Below are 16348 nucleotides of genomic sequence, written 5' to 3'. Positions count from 1 at the left end.
CGCGTCCTGACGTCGTTCAGGCGGGCGCGCCGACCGGCCACAGCCGCCGCATCACCGCGGCGAAGCGCGCGACGCCGTCGATGCCGCCCGGCGTCCGGCCATCGCGCACCGACCAGCGGCCCGCCACCATCACATCGCGCCAGGGCCGCGTCGGGCTGGAGAACACCAGCGCATCCAGCATCGCCTGGGCCGGCAGGCCGGCCAGCGCCGGGTCGCCGGCGTCGGCCACCAGCAGGTCGGCGCGTGCGCCCGGCCGCAGGCCCCAGGCCGATGCGCCGGCGGCGCCGGCACCGGCCGCCAGCGCCTGCTGCCACCAGCGTGCCGCGGTGCTGGGTTGCCCCTGGCCGGGGGCCGCGCCGACGTTGCGCTGGCGCAGTGCCAGGCGCTGGCCGTAGTCCAGCCAGCGCACTTCTTCGCGCCAATCGCGCGTGACGTGGCTGTCCGAGCCGATCGCCAGGCCGACGCGGGCCGCCAGCCAGCGCGGCAGGTCGGCCAGGCCGTCGCCAAGGTTGGCCTCGGTGCTGGGGCAGATCACCACCGCGCTGCCGGCACGCGCCACCGCGTCGATCTCGGCCGGCGTGGCGTGGGTGGCATGCACCAGTTGCCAGCGCGCATCCAGCAGGCCCTGGTTCGCCAGCCATTCGATCGGCCGCTGGCCGGTGGCGGCCAGGCAGTCGTCGACCTCGGCGGTCTGCTCGGCGACATGGATGTGGACGGGCCCGTCCATCGCGTCGGCCAGCTGCCGCAGGCGGCCGATCGAGGTGGGGGCCGCGGCGCGCAGCGAGTGGATCGCCACGCCGGCGTTCAGCGTCACATGGCTCTGCGCCGAGATCGCGCGCTGCGCCGCCCAGACGCCGTCGGCATCGAGGCGGAAGCGGCGCTGGCCGGGCTGCAGCGTCGGCTGGGCGAAGCCGGCCCGCTCGTACAGCACCGGCAGCAGCGTCAGGCCGATGCCGGCCGCGTCGGCGGCGGCGATCAGCGCCTGGCTCATCGCCCACGGATCGGCGTACGGTGTGCCGTCGGCCTGGTGCTGCAGGTAGTGGAACTCGCAGACCTGGGTGTAGCCGCCGCACAGCAGCTCGCGGTAGAGCTGGGTGGCGATGGCCTGCAGGTCGTCCGGCGTGACGGCGCCGGCGACGCGGTACATGCGTTCGCGCCAGCTCCAGAAATCGTCATGCACTTGTTCGCGGCGCTCGGCCAGGCCGGCAAAGGCGCGCTGAAAGGCATGGCCGTGGGCGTCGACCAGGCCAGGCAGCACCGGGCCCGCTAGGCGGGTGGCGGCGGTCGGGCAGGGCGTGTCGGGCAGCACCTCGGCCCAGCGGCCGCTGGCGTCGCTGCGCAGCAGCACGGCAGGGCGCCAGCCATCGTCCATCCAGGCCTGCTCGGCCCAGTACAGACCGGCGCGGCTCATCGGGCGTGCTCCGGCAGCCAGGTCAGCAGCGCGTCCATCAGGGCCGCGAGCACCGGCAGCAGGCGGGCCACGCGGTCCGGGTCCAGGCGGGTCTGGACGGTGGGAGGCTGGCGGTCGTCCAAATAGCACTGCCAGCCCATTTCCAGCTGCACCGCGTGCACCTGCTCGGCCGGTCGGCCGTGCTGGCGCGTGATGTAGCCGCCCTTGAAGCGGCCGTCCACCACCTGGCTGAAGCTGCGCTGCGCCGCGAGCACCCCGACCAGCGCCTGGCGCAGGCCGGGGTCGCAGCTGGCGCCGCTGGCCGTGCCCAGGTTCAGGTCGGGCAGGCGGCCGTCGAACAGCCACGGCAGCTCGGCGCAGATGCTGTGGCCGTCGAACAGCAGCGCGTGGCCGTGTTCGGCGCGCAGCCGGGCCAGCTCGCCCGACAGCGCGTCGTGGTAGGGCTGCCAGTACGTGGTGCGGCGCCGCGCGATCTCCGCGGCATCGGGGGCGTGGCCGTCGCGGTACAGCGGATCGCCGCTGAAGTGCCGGGTCGGGCACAGCTCGGTGTTGTTGACGCCGGGGTACATCGGCGCATCGCCGGGCGGCCGGTTCAGGTCGATCACGTAGCGCGAGCAGCGCGGTGCCAGCAGCCCGGCCCCCAGCGGCAGCGCGAAGGCGTAGAGCTGGTCCAGCAGCCAGTCGGTGTCTTCGACCTGCAGCGCCCGCTCGGTGTAGTGGTGGCGCAGCTCGGGCGGAATGAAGGTGCCGGCGTGGGGCACGCTGATCAGCAGCGGCGTGCGGCCGCGCTGCAGGGTGTAGGGGGCATCCGGGGTCATGGCGAGGCTTCCACAAGGGGGGTGAGGGCTTCGCGGCCGGCCAGCCAGACGCGGCAGGCCGGCCGCTGGCCGAAGGCGTAGGCCAGTTGGCGGGGGTGGTCCACCGCCCAATGGACCAGATCGGCCCGCAGGCCGGGGGCGAGCTGGCCGCACTGCCCGCCCAGGCCCAGTGCCGCGGCGGCGTGGCGCGTCATGCCGGCCAGGGCTTCTTCCGGCGTCAGGCGGAACAGCGTGCAGGCCATGTTCAGCATCAGCAGCGGTGACAGCGTGGGCGACGAGCCCGGGTTGTGGTCGGTGGCGATGGCGATCGGCACGCCGGCCTCGCGCAGCGCCTGCACCGGCGGCAGCCGCGTTTCGCGCAGGAAGTAGAACGCGCCGGGCAGCAGCACCGCCACGGTGCCGGCGGCCGCCATCGCACGGATGCCGTCGGGCGACAGCCATTCGAGGTGGTCGCAGCTCAGCGCGCCGTGGCGCGCGGCCAGCGCCGCGCCACCCGAATCGCTGAGCTGCTCGGCATGCAGTTTCACAGGCAGGCCCTGGGCCAGGGCGGCCAGGAACACCCGCTCGACCTGGGCCGGCGTGAACGCGATCGGCTCGCAGAAGGCGTCGACCGCGTCGACCAGCCCCTGCGCATGCCAGCGCGGCAGCCAGTCGCAGACTGCGCGGATGTAGTCGTCCGGCCGGCCTTCGAATTCGGGCGGCAGCGCATGGGCGGCCAGCGCGGTGGTGCGCACCGTCTGGCCGGTGTGCGCGCCGATCTGGCGCGCCACCCGCAGGCAGCGGGCCTCGTGCTCCTCGCTCAGGCCGTAGCCGGACTTGATCTCGACCGTCGTCACGCCTTCCGCACGGAGCGCCAGCGCGCGGGCCAGCGCCTGTTGAAGCAGCAGCGCGTCGGGCGCGGCGCGGGTGGCGGCGACCGTCGAGCGGATGCCGCCGCCGGCGCGGGCGATGTCTTCGTAGCTGGCGCCCTGCAGCCGCAGCTCGAACTCGGCCGCCCGGTGGCCGCCGTAGACCAGATGGGTGTGGGCGTCCACCAGGCCGGGCGTCAGCACGCCGCCGCCCAACTCGTGCTCGGCGTCGACGCTCAGGCCGGCCGGCAGGTCGGCGGCACGGCCGACCCAGCGGATGCGGCCGGCCTCGGCCAGCAGCGCGCCATCGGCGATCCAGCCCCAGGGCTGGCCGGCGCGCAGGGTGGCCAGGTGGGCTCCGCGCCACAGGGTGACGCCGGGTGTCGGGGAAGAGGTCATCGGGGGTCTCCGTCCAGCCACAGCCACAACGCCTGGGTGGCCGGGTGCAGCGGTTGCAGGTGCCAGGCCTGCGCGCAGGCCTCGCTCCAGGCCAGCGTGCCGGCTGGTAGCAAGTCGGCAGGCGCGTCGCCACGCTGCAAGCGGGCCGCGCCCTCGGCGAGGTAGACGGCGCGCCAGCGGGGCCCGGCGGGCCAGGGCGCCTCGCCGGCCGCCACCCGCCGCATGCCGGCGCGCCCGGCGCCCCGCCGTACCATCAGGTTCAGGTCCTGGCTGGCGCCTGCGAGCCGGGTGCACATCGGCGGCTCGCCACCGTCGAAATGCCAGGGCGCGCTGGTCGGCGTCAGCCGATGGGTGGCGCCGGCGCGGCTGAGTTGCACGCCGGCGCCGCGCAGCACGGCGAACACGCGCTCGACGCCGGCGAACGGCGAGAACGGGCCGTCCTGGTGGATCTCGGCGACGCTGACCCGCAGGGCCCATTCGGCCTGGCCGGCGGGCCAGGTCAGCAGCTCCTGCGTGAAGCCGCCGCCATTGCGCCAGGGCTGCGGGGCGCAGTCGTCGAGGCGGACGCCATGCAGGACCGCGCAAGCGGGGGATTCGGCGGGACGGTTCATGGCGTGAACTGCCCGTCCAGCTGGTAGCGCTGGCCCGGGTGCACCAGCCGCGCCAGCGTGATCGGGGCCTCGCGGCTGAAGGTGCGGCGCACGATCACCAGGCAGGCGTCGGTCCGGGCGATGCCCAGCAGTCGCGCCTCCTGCGCCGTCGGCTGGGCGGCCTGGATCGCGTACTGGGCGCGCCACAGCGAAGTGGCCTCGAACAGGTAATTCGTCGGCGTGGTACGGCTGAAGTCCTGCGCCAGGTAGTGCGGCGCCGCCGCCGGATTGACGTAGCGGTCCTCGCACTGCAGCGCGACGCCGTTCTCGAAATGAACGATCAGCGTGTGGAACACCGGCGCACCGGGTGCCAGGCCCAGCTGGGCCGCCAGCGCATCCCCGGCCGGCTCCTCGGCCTGCAGGTGCACGACGGCGCTGTGCTGGTGGCCCCGCTCGGCGATCTCTTCGTGCAGGTCGCGCAGTTGCAGCATCGACGACACCCGGTGCAGCTGCGCGGCGAAACTGCCCACGCCCTGGACCCGGTCGACCAGACCCTCGGCCTGCAATTCCTTGAGCGCGCGGTTGACCGTCATGCGGCTGACGCCGAACTGCGCCACCAGTTCTGCTTCGGACGGCATCAGCACGCCGGCCGGCCAGTCGCCCGCGGCCAGGCGGTCCTTGAGGTGCTGCTTGACGCGGGCGTACGGCGCCAGCGAGGCGGGGGTGGAGGTGACCATGGAGCGAATCCTACTTGCATAAGCCTGTCTAGACAAGTAGAGTGCAACCCCAGCCGTCGTTTTTCTCGATCCCAACCGTCACGGAGACTCCCATGACCGACCTGTCCTCTCCCCGCCTCGCCGCCCGCCCGCGCCCCGTGCAATCGCCCACCGGCACCACGCTGCACTGCCGCAGCTGGCTGACCGAGGCGGCCTGGCGCATGCTGCAGAACAACCTGGATCCGGCGGTGGCCGAAAACCCCGATGCCCTGGTGGTCTATGGCGGCATCGGCAAGGCGGCACGCGACTGGGACTGTTTCGAGCAGATCCTGGCCGAGTTGCGCACGCTGGAAGACGACCAGACCCTGCTGGTGCAGAGCGGCAAGCCGGTGGGCGTGTTCCGCACCCATGCCGACGCGCCGCGGGTGCTGATCGCCAACTCCAACCTGGTGCCCAAGTGGGCCACCTGGGAGCACTTTCACGAACTGGATCGCAAGGGCTTGATGATGTACGGCCAGATGACCGCCGGCAGCTGGATCTACATCGGCAGCCAGGGCATCGTGCAGGGCACCTACGAGACCTTCGTCGAGGCGGCGCGCCAGCATTTCAATGGCGTCGCCGCCGGCAAGTGGATCCTCACCGCCGGTCTGGGTGGCATGGGCGGCGCGCAGCCGCTGGCCGCGAGCTTCGCGGGCTTCTGCTCGCTCAACATCGAGTGCCAGCAAAGCCGGATCGACTTCCGCCTGCGCAGCCGCTACCTGGACGAACAGGCCGCCGACCTGGACGACGCGCTCGCGCGCATCGCCCGCTACACCGCCGAGGGCAAGGCCGTGTCGATCGGCCTGCTGGGCAACGCGGCCGAGATCCTGCCCGAGCTGGTCGGGCGCGCCCGGGCGGGCGGCCCCCGGCCCGACCTGGTGACCGACCAGACCAGCGCGCACGACCTGGTCAATGGCTACCTGCCGGTGGGCTGGAGCGTGGCGCAGTGGCGCGCGGCCCAGGCCGACGGCCAGCAGCACGGCGCGCTGCGCGCCGCCGCCGCCAAGGGCTGCGCGGTGCACGTGCAAGCGATGCTGGATTTCCTGGCGATGGGCATCCCGACGGTGGACTACGGCAACAACATCCGCCAGGTGGCGTTCGACGAGGGCGTGAAGAATGCGTTCGATTTCCCCGGCTTCGTGCCTGCCTACATCCGGCCGCTGTTCTGCCGCGGCAAGGGCCCGTTTCGCTGGGTCGCGCTGTCCGGCGACCCGGAAGACATCCGCAAGACCGACGCGAAGATGAAGGAGCTGTTCCCCGACGACGCCCACCTGCACCGCTGGCTGGACATGGCGGGCGAGCGCATCGCCTTCCAGGGCCTGCCGGCGCGCATCTGCTGGATCGGCCTGGGCGAGCGCCACCGCGCCGGCCTGGCTTTCAACGAGATGGTGAAGAACGGCGAGCTGAAGGCCCCGATCGTGATCGGCCGCGACCACCTGGACAGCGGCTCGGTGGCCAGCCCGAACCGCGAGACCGAAAGCATGATGGACGGCTCGGACGCGGTGAGCGACTGGCCGCTGCTCAACGCCTTGCTCAACACCGCGGGCGGTGCCACCTGGGTCAGCCTGCACCACGGCGGCGGCGTGGGCATGGGCTATTCGCAGCACGCGGGCGTGGTGATCGTCTGCGACGGCACCGACGCTGCCGCGAAGCGCGTCGAGCGGGTGCTGTGGAACGACCCGGCCACCGGCGTGATGCGCCACGCCGACGCCGGCTACGAGATCGCGCGCCAGTGCGCCCGCGAACACGGCCTGAATCTGCCGATGCTGCTGCGCGGCTGAAGTCCGTGCCGCCCACCCGACCCGCCTGAAGACGTCCCACCGAGACCTGACCATGACTTCTGTCCTGACCCTGATCCCCGGCGCCCTGACGCTGGAACAACTCCAGACCCTGCACGCCAGCCCGACGCCGCTGGCCATCCACCCGGACGCCCGCGCCGACATCCTGGCCAGCGCCGCCGTGGTGCAGGCCGCGGCCGCCGGCGACGCGCCGGTCTACGGCGTCAACACCGGCTTCGGCAAGCTCGCCAACCAGCGCATCAGCGCGGCCGACCTGGCCACGCTGCAGCTGAACCTGATCCGCTCGCATTCGGTGGGCGTGGGCGAGCCGCTGGCGCCTGCGGTGGTGCGGCTGATGCTGGCCTTGAAGGCCGCCAGCCTGGCGCGCGGCCACTCCGGCGTGCGCGAGGAGGTGATCGACACGCTGATCGCCGTGCACAACGCCGGCCTGGTGCCGTACGTGCCGGCGCAGGGCTCGGTCGGCGCGTCGGGCGATCTGGCGCCGCTGTCGCACATGACGCTGGCGCTGCTGGGCGAGGGCGAGTTCCTGGTCGACGGCCGGCGCCAGCCCGCCGGCCCGCTGCTGGCCCACCACGGCATCGCGCCGCTGCAACTGGCCGCCAAGGAGGGCCTGGCCCTGATCAACGGCACCCAGACCTCGACCGCGCTGGCGCTGCACGGCCTGCTGAGCTTCGAGCCGGTGCTGGAGAGCGCGCTGGTGATCGGCGCGCTGACGGTGGACGCCGCGCGCGGCAGCGACGGACCGTTCGATCCCCGCATCCACGCCTTGCGCGGCCAGCCCGGCCAGATCGACGTGGCCCAGTACTACCGCGGCCTGCTGGCCGGCAGCGCGATCCGGCAGTCACACAAGGACATGCGGCCCCAGACCGGCGCGGCGCACCGGTCGCCCCCCAAGGGGGATGTCCCGCCCTGGCAAAGCCAGATGCTGGACGGCGACGACCGCGTGCAGGACCCGTACTGCCTGCGCTGCCAGCCCCAGGTCGTCGGCGCCTGCCTGGACCAGCTGCGCCACGCCGCGCTGGTGCTGGTGCGGGAAGCCAACGCCGTCACCGACAACCCGCTGGTGTTCTTCGAGGACGGGTCGATGATCTCCGGCGGCAATTTCCACGCCGAGCCGGCGGCGCTGGCGGCCGACGCGATGGCGGTGGCCATCGCCGAGGTCGGCGCGATCGCGGAGCGCCGCATCGCGATGCTGATCGACGCCAGCGTCTCGCGGCTGCCGCCCTTCCTGACCGCCAACGCGGGGCTGAACAGCGGCTTCATGATCGCGCACGTCACCGCTGCGTCGGTCGCCAGCGAGAACAAGTCGCTCGCCCACCCGGCCAGCGTCGACAGCCTGCCCACCAGCGCCAACCAGGAGGACCACGTCTCGATGGCCACCTTCGCCGCCCGCCGCCTGCAGCCGATGATCGCCAACGTCGCGACCATCCTCGGCATCGAATGGCTGGCCGCCGCGCAGGCGATCGAATTCCTGCGCCCGCTGACCAGCTCGGCGGCGCTGGAACAGGCTCACGCGCTGCTGCGCGCCGCCTGCCCGGCGATGCCCGTGGACCGCTACCTCGCGCCCGACATCGAGCGCGCCAGCGCCCTGGTGCGCAGCGGCGCGCTGTCGCAGATCTTCCGCGCGCTGCCGGACTTGCCGGTGCTGTGGAAGCCGGTGTGAGCGGGCGATAGGCGAGCGACGGCCAGGTGCATGCACCCGGCGCATGCACCCGGCACATGCGATAGTGCGATCCCGCGCACCGCCCTGTGGCCGCATGAACGACCCCGACGACGACCCCGACGACCCCGACGACCGTTACCGCCCGATCTCCATCCGTCAGCGGCTGACCATCATCGCCGCCACCGCGGCCGTCGCGGTGACCCTGTGGTGGCTGCTGCTCGACCAGCCCGGCGGCCACTACGACTGGTTCACCCCCCAGCCCTGCCAGGCCGCGCAGCAGCGAGACTGCGTCGGAGGCCTGGCCCCCGTCACGCTGCTGCCGGCCGAGCCGGCGGCCAGCGCTGCCAGGCCTTGAGGGGCGCGCCAGACCGGACGATGGGGAGCGCGATGTCGTTCCGGCGTCGGCTGGCGTGAACCTGCACCGTCAGTTCATTCCTCTGCCGCAGCGGCATGGCGGCGGTCCGCACCGGCCTGCGCCGCGGTCACCAGCAGGGTGATCACCGTCAGGAACAGCGCGCTGGTCCAGACCGTGCCGAGGCCCAGGCCGCCGGCGGGCCGGGCCTGGGTCAGCAGGTCGCCCAGCGCCGCGCCGAAGGGGCGGGTCAGGATGTAGCCGATCCAGAAGCTCAGGACGGCATGGCCGCGCAGGCGCCAGGCGGTGTAGGTGATCGCGATCAGCGCACCGAACGCCATGGCGCCGCCGGCAAAGCCCAGGCCGAGCGCTTCCGTCGCGAGATCGCCGGCCGCCGTGCCCAGCGCGAACGTGCACAGGATGGCAGCCCAGTAGAAGCGTTCCCGGCGCCGGGTGACGATCTCGTGGATCGACAGGCTGTGTTCGATCCGGTGCCAGACCGCGAAGATCGCGGCCAGCACCAGCGCGAAGACCGGCGTGCTGATGGACAGGCTCAGGCCCAGGCCGTCGGTGAGACCGTCGGTGATCTGTGTGCCCACGATGCTGACCAGCACGACGCAGAGCCAGTAGATCCATGGCGTGTGGCGCGGCGTGCGCAGCTGCAGCCACAGCGCGATCGCCAACAGGCTGGCCATGAGCGCGCCGGTCATCGCCGCGCCCCAGCCCGCGTCGGTCGCCAGAAAGTCGGCTGCCGTTTCGCCGACCGTCGTCGACAGGATCTTGATGACCCAGAACGCCAGGGTCACCTCCGGGACCTTGTTGAAGCGGAGCGAAGAGGGGGCAACGGGTGGTGGGGTCATGGGGGCGTCCTGCAGCGGGAGGAGGTTCAGCGCGTCAGTGTGTTCAGCGCCGCTTAGGCCAGTCATAGGGGGCTCAACGGCGCACCCACCCGCGCTCGATCAGCGGGGCGAAGGCGCGGTGACGGATGCAGGCCGCAAGCTGCCAGAGGGGCCGCAGGTCGTGCCTGGCGGTGCGCCGGGCCAGCCCGGCACTGGTGACGGCGACGGCGGCCGCACCGACCACGTCGAGCGGAAAATGGACGCCCAGGTAGATGCGCGCCCACGCCACCGGCAGGCCCAGCACCGCCAGGGCTGTGCCGGCACGCCGCGTGCGACGCTGCAGCAGCAGGCTGAAGGCGACGGACCACAGCAAGGTCAGGTGGTCGCTCGGGAAGGAGGAGTCGGCCACGTGGGCCAGATGGGTGTGGCCCAGGCCGATCATGAACGGGCGAGGGTGCTGCCAGACCAGGCCGATGAGCTGGTTGATCAGCAGGCCGGCCAGGCCGGCGGCGGTGGCCTCGATCATGATGCGGCGGGTGCGCTCGCGGCCGCGCAGCCATCCGAGCGCGAGAACGATCGGGACGAGCCAGAGCGCCTGCTCGGCCAGGAAGGTGGCGATGGCGAGGGACGCGGTGCCGGGATGGACCGGCGCGTCGAGCCACAGGAAAAGGGAGCGGTTCAGGTCTTCCATGATGGGATCGGTGGCCGGAGCGGTCCCGTTGCGGGCGCTCCGGCGTCAGGCAGGCAAGGGGCTCAGTCGCGGGCGTCGTGACCGTCGTCGCGATCGACCGCGTCGGCGGCCGATGCCAGGACGCTGCCCTTGGCGGCGTCGACCCTGACGTCGAAGACCTGGGTTCCGCTGACGACCTCGACGTCATAGACCCAGCCCTGCTTCGAGTTTTCGTACTCGGCGCGGGATGCCCGGCCGTGGACGTGCTGCTCGGCGGTGGTGACGGCCTGGGCCAGCGTGACCGGGGCGCGGGTGACGGCCAGTGCGTCGTTGTCATGGTCGCTCTGGGCGGCCAGGGCCAGGCCGCAGGCCGCGGCGAAACCGAGGAAGGTGAAGGTCAGAACAACCGGCTTGCTGAGGCGGGACATGGTGTCGGCTCCGTGAACGCGCAGGAATTTGCGCAACCTGGAGCCTAGGGGCGCCGCCTTAGCGGGCCCTGAGCGCGTGCCGGGAGGGGTACGCGCCGCCACGCTCCTACACTGCAGGCTCAGCCGACCGGAGGGCCCGCCGTCGGGCGTTGCGCGGGCCGTGCGGCCATCCTCCACCTGCCAGCCACCGACATGAGCCACGCCAAGACCCGCCGAATCCGCACGCCCTTCAGCAAGCGCGCCAGCTCGATGAACATGCTCAAGCTCGGGGTCTCGCGCTACGACTTCAACGACCCGTACCACTTCGCCTTGACGCTCAGCTGGCCCGGCTTCTTCGTCGTGCTGGTGCTGTGCTACCTGCTGGTCAACCTGCTGTTCGCGGCGCTGTACTGGGCGCATCCCGGCAGCATCGCCCACCTGCCGCCGGACGCGCCGATGGACGCGTTCTTCTTCAGCGTCGAGACGCTGTCCACGGTGGGCTACGGTGCGATGTCGCCGGCGACCCACTATGGGCACTGGGTGGTCACGGCCGAGATCTTCGTCGGCATGCTGTTCACCGCCACCACCACCGGGCTGGTCTTCGTGCGCTTCTCGAAGCCGAAGGCGAAGATCCTGTTCGCGCACCAGGCGGTGGTGGCCCGCCAGCGCGGCCGCCGCCTGCTGATGCTGCGCATCGGCAACGGCCGGGTGAATGCGCTGACCGATGCGGTGGCGCGGCTGACCGCGCTGGTCCACGAGCTGACGCCGGGCGAGCAGCATTTCCGGCGCGCGGTGGACCTGAAGCTGGTGCGCTCCGAGCTGCCGTTCTTTCCGCTGACCTGGACGCTGATCCACGAGCTCGACGAGACCAGCCCATTGCACGCCGCGTTGCAGGACCCCAGCGCGGCGGCGGGCGTGCGCCTCATGCTCAGCATCACCGCGCGCGATCCGTCGCTGGGCGCGCAGGTGCACGCGGCCGAAGCCTACCGTGGCGACGACATCGCCTTCGGCATGCGCTACGCCGACGCGATCACCTGGGAGGGCGGCGACCATTCGATCGCCGACATGCGCAAGATCAGCGACATCGAGCCCGAGGATGCGCCCGTGGCCTCGCATCCGCCACCGGTCTGAGGCGAGGGAGCGATGACCTTTCCGGCCATGGCACGGCGCCCGGTGCGGTTGGCGCTGTTGACGTTGCTGGCGGCCTGCCTGGGCGTGCCGGGGACGGTCCGGGCCTGGGGACTGCGCGGGCACGAGACGGTCGGTGCGATCGCGCAGCAGTTGATTGCCGGCAGCGCGGCCGAGGCGCAGGTGCGCCAACGCCTGGGCGGCATGGATCTGGCGCAGGCCGGGCTGTGGGCCGATTGCATCAAGGGCCTGCGCCTGGCGGGCGAGGGCGGGTCCTGGGCCGAGCCGGGTCGCCATCCCGAATGCCGGCCGTTCGAGACGCCGCAGGAGACGGCGGCGGCGATCGCCTACGTCCGGCTCAGCGAGCGTGCGTGCGCCGCCACCGCTGGACCGGCCGACGAAGCCTGCCATCGCCGCTACCACTACACCGACGTGGCCGTGCAGCGCGACGGCTACCGGCGCGGCCTGGCCGGTACCCGCGACGACGATCTGGTGGCCGCGGTGTCGGCCGCACTGGCCCGGCTGCAGGACCGGCCGGTGCCCCCGCCGTTCCGCTTCGACGACACCACCGAGGCGTTGCGCCTGCTGGTGCACTGGGTGGCCGACCTGCACCAGCCGCTGCACGTAGGCGCCGTCTACCTGGACGAGTACGGCGACCGCATCGACCCGGACCGGCAGCGCCACGGTGTGGCCAATGACACGGTCGGCGGCAATCGCTTGATCGAGGACGGCCTGCCGCTGCACCGCCGCTGGGACGACGTGCCCGAGGCGCTGGGCCCGCGTGGGCTGGGCCGCGAGGCCGTCGCGTGGGCGCGCCAGGTGCCGCCCACCCCGGGCGCGGTGGCGGACTGGCCCGCCCTGTGGGCGAGCGACACCTTGCGGGCGGCCGGCGCCGCCTACGCGCCGCTGCGTTTCGGCGCGGCGCAGGGCTGGCCACCGCGCTGGCCGGTGCTCGGCGGCGACGAGGCCGCGCGCGCCCGGCAGCGCGAGGCGCTGCAGCGCCGCCAGCTGATCAAGGCGGGGGTGCGGCTGGCCCGGCTGCTGCAGGCGATCTGGCCCTGAGCCAAGCCGGAGGGCGCCGGCAGGCCGCCCGGGTTTGTTAAGCTGAGCGGCTCCTGCGGACCGCGCCACGACGCGCGTCGCCGCGTTTCTCGATCCTACTGGCGACCATGCACTTCACCGAACGCGACGACACCTCGGAGCACGACATCATTTCCGCGCGCGATCGCCGCGTCGCTGCCTCGCGCAGCACCTGGGTCAGCGTGGTGGTGAACGTAAGCCTCAGCGTCACCCAGCTGGTGGTGGGCGTGCTGGCGCGCTCGCAGGGCCTGGTGGCGGACGGCGTGCATTCGCTGTCCGACCTGGTGGCCGACGTGGTGGTGCTGGTGGCGAGCCGGCATGCCGGCAAGGACGCCGACGCCGACCACCCCTACGGCCATCACCGCTTCGAGACCGCGGCGTCGCTGGCGCTGGGCGTGCTGCTGCTGGCCGTCGGTGCGGGCATGCTGTGGTCGGCGGTCGTCAAGCTGCAGGACCCGGGCAGCGTGCCCAAGGTGCAGACCGTGGCGCTGTGGGTGGCCGGCATCGCGCTGCTGGCCAAGGAGGCGCTGTTCCGCTTCATGCTGGCGGTGGCGCAGCGGGTCAAGTCCAGCATGCTGGTGGCCAACGCCTGGCATGCCCGCTCGGATGCCGCGTCGTCGCTGGTGGTCGGCCTGGGCATCGTCGGCAACCTGGCCGGCTACCCGCTGCTGGACCCGATCGCCGCGCTGATCGTCGGCTTCATGGTCGCCCGCATGGGCTGGTCCTTCGGCTGGGAAGCGCTGGGCGATCTGATGGACCGGGCGGTGGACGACGAGGAAGTGGCGGCGATCCGCCTGACCCTGATCGAGACGCCCGGCGTCAGCGGCGTGCATGACGTGCGCACCCGCAAGATGGGCGACCTGATCGTGGTCGATGCCCACATCGAGGTCGACGCCCGGCTCACCGTCGAGCAGGGCCACGACATCGCCGTGGCCGCGCAGCGCCGCGTGATGCAGCGCCACCGCGTGCTGAACCTGATGACCCACGTCGACCCCTGGTCGCGGCCCGATCTGGACCACGACGCCGCGGCGGCGGCCCCCTCGTCCGCGGGCTGAGCGCCGCGGGACCGCAGCGTCCGGTTCGACGCCCGAATCAACGCCCGGTCTTGCGGCCCGGCTTGCCCTTGCGCGCCGGCGCGCCGGTGTCGCGCGGCGGCAGGCCGGTGTGCTGGGTCAGCACGCGGCCCTTGATCGGGCGCGGATCGGGAGCGGGCGCGGCGGCGCGCGGCGGGGCCGAGGGCCGCGGCGCCGGGCCACGGCCGGTGGCCGGCGTCGAATTGCTGCGGCGGGCGCTGACGTAGCTGACCTCGCTTGCGGGCTGCCAGGTCGGGATCAGGTGGTGCTTGCCGTTGCCGATCAGGTCGGCGCGGCCCAGGTCTTTGAGCGCGTCGCGCAGCAGCGGCCAGTTGGCCGGATCGTGGTAGCGCAGAAAGGCCTTGTGCAGGCGGCGGCGCCGGTCGCCCTTGACCACGTCGACCCGTTCGCCCTTGCGGGCGTCGCGGCTGATGCCCTTGAGCGGGTTGTGGCCCGAGTGGTACATCGCCGTGGCGGTGGCCATCGGGCTGGGATAGAAGGTCTGCACCTGGTCGGCGCGGAAACCGTTGTGCTTGAGCCAGACCGCCAGGTTCATCATGTCCTGGTCGCTGGTGCCCGGGTGCGCGGCGATGAAGTAGGGAATGAGGAACTGCTTCTTGCCGGCCTCGGCGCTGAACTTCTCGAACATCGCCTTGAAGCGGTCGTAGGTGCCGATGCCGGGCTTCATCATCTTGGACAGCGGGCCGGCCTCGGTGTGCTCGGGCGCGATCTTCAGGTAGCCGCCGACATGGTGGGTGACCAGCTCCTTGACGTACTCGGGCGAGGTCACCGCCAGGTCGTAGCGCAGGCCCGAGCCGATCAGGATCTTCTTGACGCCCTTGAGGCCGCGCGCGCGCCGGTACATGTGGACCAGCGGTGCGTGGTCGGTGCGCAGGTTGCTGCAAATGCCGGGGTAGACGCAGCTGGGCTTGCGGCAGGCGGCCTCGATCTCGGGTGACTTGCAGCCCAGCCGGTACATGTTGGCGGTGGGGCCGCCGAGATCGGAGATGACGCCGGTGAAGCCCTTGACCTTGTCGCGGATGGCCTCGATTTCGTGGATCACCGAGTCTTCGCTGCGGCTCTGGATGATGCGGCCTTCGTGCTCGGTGATCGAGCAGAAGCTGCAGCCACCGAAGCAGCCGCGCATGATGTTCACGCTGAAGCGGATCATCTCCCAGGCCGGGATCTTGGTCGCGCCATCGAAGCCGCCCTGCGCGTCGGCGTAGGCCGGGTGCGGCGCGCGGGCGTAGGGCAGGTCGAAGACGTGGTCCATCTCGGCCATGCTCAGTGGCAGCGGCGGCGGGTTGATCCACAGGTCGCGCGCGATGTGGCCCTCGCCATGGCGCTGCACCAGCGCACGGGCGTTGCCGGGGTTGGTCTCCAGGTGCAGCACGCGGCTGGCATGGGCGTACAGCACCGGGTCGCTCTTGACCTGCTCGTAGGCCGGCAGGCGGATCACCGTGCGCTCGCGCGGCGTGGCCACCGCATGGCCCGCCTGCTTGGCCAGCGGTCGGCGGACCAGCGTGATCGGCTGGCTGCCGTCGGCCGCAGCCGTTGGCGCTGCAGCACCCTGGCTGCAGCTGGCGCCGTTCTCGGCTGCTTGCTCTTCCAGCGTCAGGTAGGGGTTGAGCAGGGCGTCGACGCGGCCGGGGGCGTCGACCTCGGTCGAGTCGACCTCGAACCAGCCGGCCAGCGCGGCCTCGTCGGGCTTGCGCAGGAAGGCGGTGCCGCGGATGTCGGTCAGGCTGGCCACCGGCCGGCCCTGGGCCAGGCGGTGGGCGATCTCGACGATCGCGCGCTCGGCATTGCCGTAGACCAGCAGGTCGGCCTTGGCGTCGACCAGGATGGAGCGGCGCACCTTGTCGCTCCAGTAGTCGTAGTGGGCGATGCGGCGCAGGCTGGCCTCGATGCCGCCGATCACCACCGGCACGTCCTTGTAGGCCTCGTTGCAGCGCTGGGTGTAGACCAGCGTGGCGCGGTCCGGGCGCTTGCCGCCGACGTTGCCGGGGGTGTAGGCGTCGTCGCTGCGCAGCTTGCGGTCCGCGGTGTAGCGGTTGATCATCGAATCCATGTTGCCGGCCGCCACGCCGTAGAACAGGTTGGGCTTGCCGAGCGCGCGGAAGGGCTCGGCCGAGCTCCAGTCGGGCTGGGCGATGATGCCGACCCGAAAGCCCTGGGCTTCCAGCACCCGGCCGATCACCGCCATGCCGAAGCTGGGGTGGTCCACATAGGCGTCGCCGGTGACGATGACGACGTCGCAGCTGTCCCAGCCCAGGGACTCCATCTCCTTGCGGCTCATCGGCAGGAACGGCGCGGGGCCGAAGCGCTTGGCCCAGTGGGGACGGTATGCCGTCAGCGCCTTGGGCAGCGCGGGGGTGTCGGCGCGGGGGCGCACGGGGGCGGTGGTGGCGTTCACGGTGGGGGCGGGGGGCGGCGCCGGCCTGGGCCGGGCGGGCAGCGGGGCGTCGGTCGACGCAAGGCCTGCATTGTCCCAGCAGCGGCCCGGCCGCGCCATC

At 72.3% G+C, this 16348-nt stretch carries 15 protein-coding genes; 6 read left to right on the top strand and 9 right to left on the bottom strand.

The window, feature by feature from the left end:
• Window positions 1–16: 16 nt before the first annotated feature.
• Genes AC0N04_RS00625 through hutC form a run of 5 tightly spaced genes read right to left on the bottom strand, consistent with a single transcriptional unit; the run spans window position 17 to window position 4803 of the window.
• A complete protein-coding gene (locus AC0N04_RS00625; protein WP_474277581.1) occupies window positions 17–1411 on the bottom strand; it encodes a formimidoylglutamate deiminase in 1395 nt (464 codons plus the stop codon).
• Window positions 1408–2229: an N-formylglutamate deformylase gene (gene hutG, locus AC0N04_RS00620; RefSeq protein WP_474277579.1), complete on the bottom strand. Its 822-nt coding sequence runs from the start codon at window positions 2227–2229 to the stop codon at window positions 1408–1410. Before hutG ends, AC0N04_RS00625 begins: the two co-directional genes overlap by 4 nt.
• Complete coding sequence (gene hutI / locus AC0N04_RS00615) at window positions 2226–3476, bottom strand: imidazolonepropionase (RefSeq protein WP_474277577.1); 1251 nt, start codon at window positions 3474–3476, stop codon at window positions 2226–2228. Before hutI ends, hutG begins: the two co-directional genes overlap by 4 nt.
• A complete protein-coding gene (locus AC0N04_RS00610; protein WP_474277575.1) occupies window positions 3473–4087 on the bottom strand; it encodes a HutD/Ves family protein in 615 nt (204 codons plus the stop codon). Before AC0N04_RS00610 ends, hutI begins: the two co-directional genes overlap by 4 nt.
• Window positions 4084–4803, bottom strand: a complete 720-nt coding sequence (gene hutC, locus AC0N04_RS00605) for a histidine utilization repressor (protein WP_474277573.1) — start codon at window positions 4801–4803, stop codon at window positions 4084–4086. Before hutC ends, AC0N04_RS00610 begins: the two co-directional genes overlap by 4 nt.
• A 92-nt stretch (window positions 4804–4895) precedes the next feature.
• Here hutC and hutU point away from each other — a divergent pair, with 92 nt between their 5' ends.
• From hutU to AC0N04_RS00590, 3 genes are all read left to right on the top strand, one after another.
• Window positions 4896–6602, top strand: coding sequence for a urocanate hydratase (gene hutU / locus AC0N04_RS00600; protein WP_474277571.1), 1707 nt, complete (start codon window positions 4896–4898; stop codon window positions 6600–6602).
• Window positions 6603–6654: 52 nt separating this feature from the next.
• Window positions 6655–8283: a histidine ammonia-lyase gene (hutH, locus tag AC0N04_RS00595; RefSeq protein ID WP_474277569.1), complete on the top strand. Its 1629-nt coding sequence runs from the start codon at window positions 6655–6657 to the stop codon at window positions 8281–8283.
• A 94-nt stretch (window positions 8284–8377) separates the two neighbouring features.
• A complete protein-coding gene (locus AC0N04_RS00590) occupies window positions 8378–8638 on the top strand; it encodes a hypothetical protein (RefSeq protein WP_474277567.1) in 261 nt (86 codons plus the stop codon).
• 74 nt (window positions 8639–8712) lie between these two features.
• Here AC0N04_RS00590 and AC0N04_RS00585 read toward each other — a convergent pair whose 3' ends face one another.
• From AC0N04_RS00585 to AC0N04_RS00575, 3 genes are all read right to left on the bottom strand, one after another.
• The gene (locus AC0N04_RS00585; protein WP_474277566.1) at window positions 8713–9495 is read right to left on the bottom strand and encodes a COG4705 family protein; all 783 of its coding nucleotides are present in this window, start codon (window positions 9493–9495) and stop codon (window positions 8713–8715) included.
• 73 nt (window positions 9496–9568) lie between these two features.
• Window positions 9569–10165 carry an undecaprenyl-diphosphatase gene (locus AC0N04_RS00580; protein ID WP_474277564.1) on the bottom strand — a complete coding sequence of 199 codons (597 nt, stop codon included), beginning with the start codon at window positions 10163–10165 and terminating at the stop codon, window positions 9569–9571.
• Between the two features lie 62 nt (window positions 10166–10227).
• Window positions 10228–10572 carry a PepSY domain-containing protein gene (locus AC0N04_RS00575; protein ID WP_474277562.1) on the bottom strand — a complete coding sequence of 115 codons (345 nt, stop codon included), beginning with the start codon at window positions 10570–10572 and terminating at the stop codon, window positions 10228–10230.
• A 192-nt stretch (window positions 10573–10764) separates the two neighbouring features.
• Between AC0N04_RS00575 and AC0N04_RS00570 the strand changes: the two genes are divergently transcribed.
• From AC0N04_RS00570 to AC0N04_RS00560, 3 genes are all read left to right on the top strand, one after another.
• The gene (locus AC0N04_RS00570) at window positions 10765–11682 is read left to right on the top strand and encodes an ion channel (protein ID WP_474277560.1); all 918 of its coding nucleotides are present in this window, start codon (window positions 10765–10767) and stop codon (window positions 11680–11682) included.
• Window positions 11683–11694: 12 nt separating this feature from the next.
• The gene (locus AC0N04_RS00565; protein WP_474277558.1) at window positions 11695–12741 is read left to right on the top strand and encodes a S1/P1 nuclease; all 1047 of its coding nucleotides are present in this window, start codon (window positions 11695–11697) and stop codon (window positions 12739–12741) included.
• Between the two features lie 107 nt (window positions 12742–12848).
• Window positions 12849–13814, top strand: a complete 966-nt coding sequence (locus tag AC0N04_RS00560; RefSeq protein ID WP_474277557.1) for a cation diffusion facilitator family transporter — start codon at window positions 12849–12851, stop codon at window positions 13812–13814.
• A gap of 37 nt (window positions 13815–13851) precedes the next feature.
• Here the strand turns inward: AC0N04_RS00560 and AC0N04_RS00555 are convergent, their stop codons facing one another.
• Complete coding sequence (locus AC0N04_RS00555; protein WP_474277554.1) at window positions 13852–16248, bottom strand: YgiQ family radical SAM protein; 2397 nt, start codon at window positions 16246–16248, stop codon at window positions 13852–13854.
• Window positions 16249–16348 lie beyond the last annotated feature (100 nt).

This window comes from Ideonella sp. sgz306126 (genome assembly GCF_056032705.1).
This window is presented reverse-complemented; position numbering and strand designations above follow the sequence as displayed.

Bases quoted from the DNA above. Each gene is read 5' to 3' on its own strand.
- AC0N04_RS00625 (WP_474277581.1), bottom strand. From the start codon at position 1,411: ATGAGCCGCGCCGGTCTGTACTGGGCCGAGCAGGCCTGGATGGACGAT.
- hutG (WP_474277579.1), bottom strand. From the start codon at position 2,229: ATGACCCCGGATGCCCCCTACACCCTGCAGCGCGGCCGCACGCCGCTG.
- hutI (WP_474277577.1), bottom strand. From the start codon at position 3,476: ATGACCTCTTCCCCGACACCCGGCGTCACCCTGTGGCGCGGAGCCCAC.
- AC0N04_RS00610 (WP_474277575.1), bottom strand. From the start codon at position 4,087: ATGAACCGTCCCGCCGAATCCCCCGCTTGCGCGGTCCTGCATGGCGTC.
- hutC (WP_474277573.1), bottom strand. From the start codon at position 4,803: ATGGTCACCTCCACCCCCGCCTCGCTGGCGCCGTACGCCCGCGTCAAG.
- hutU (WP_474277571.1), top strand. From the start codon at position 4,896: ATGACCGACCTGTCCTCTCCCCGCCTCGCCGCCCGCCCGCGCCCCGTG.
- hutH (WP_474277569.1), top strand. From the start codon at position 6,655: ATGACTTCTGTCCTGACCCTGATCCCCGGCGCCCTGACGCTGGAACAA.
- AC0N04_RS00590 (WP_474277567.1), top strand. From the start codon at position 8,378: ATGAACGACCCCGACGACGACCCCGACGACCCCGACGACCGTTACCGC.
- AC0N04_RS00585 (WP_474277566.1), bottom strand. From the start codon at position 9,495: ATGACCCCACCACCCGTTGCCCCCTCTTCGCTCCGCTTCAACAAGGTC.
- AC0N04_RS00580 (WP_474277564.1), bottom strand. From the start codon at position 10,165: ATGGAAGACCTGAACCGCTCCCTTTTCCTGTGGCTCGACGCGCCGGTC.
- AC0N04_RS00575 (WP_474277562.1), bottom strand. From the start codon at position 10,572: ATGTCCCGCCTCAGCAAGCCGGTTGTTCTGACCTTCACCTTCCTCGGT.
- AC0N04_RS00570 (WP_474277560.1), top strand. From the start codon at position 10,765: ATGAGCCACGCCAAGACCCGCCGAATCCGCACGCCCTTCAGCAAGCGC.
- AC0N04_RS00565 (WP_474277558.1), top strand. From the start codon at position 11,695: ATGACCTTTCCGGCCATGGCACGGCGCCCGGTGCGGTTGGCGCTGTTG.
- AC0N04_RS00560 (WP_474277557.1), top strand. From the start codon at position 12,849: ATGCACTTCACCGAACGCGACGACACCTCGGAGCACGACATCATTTCC.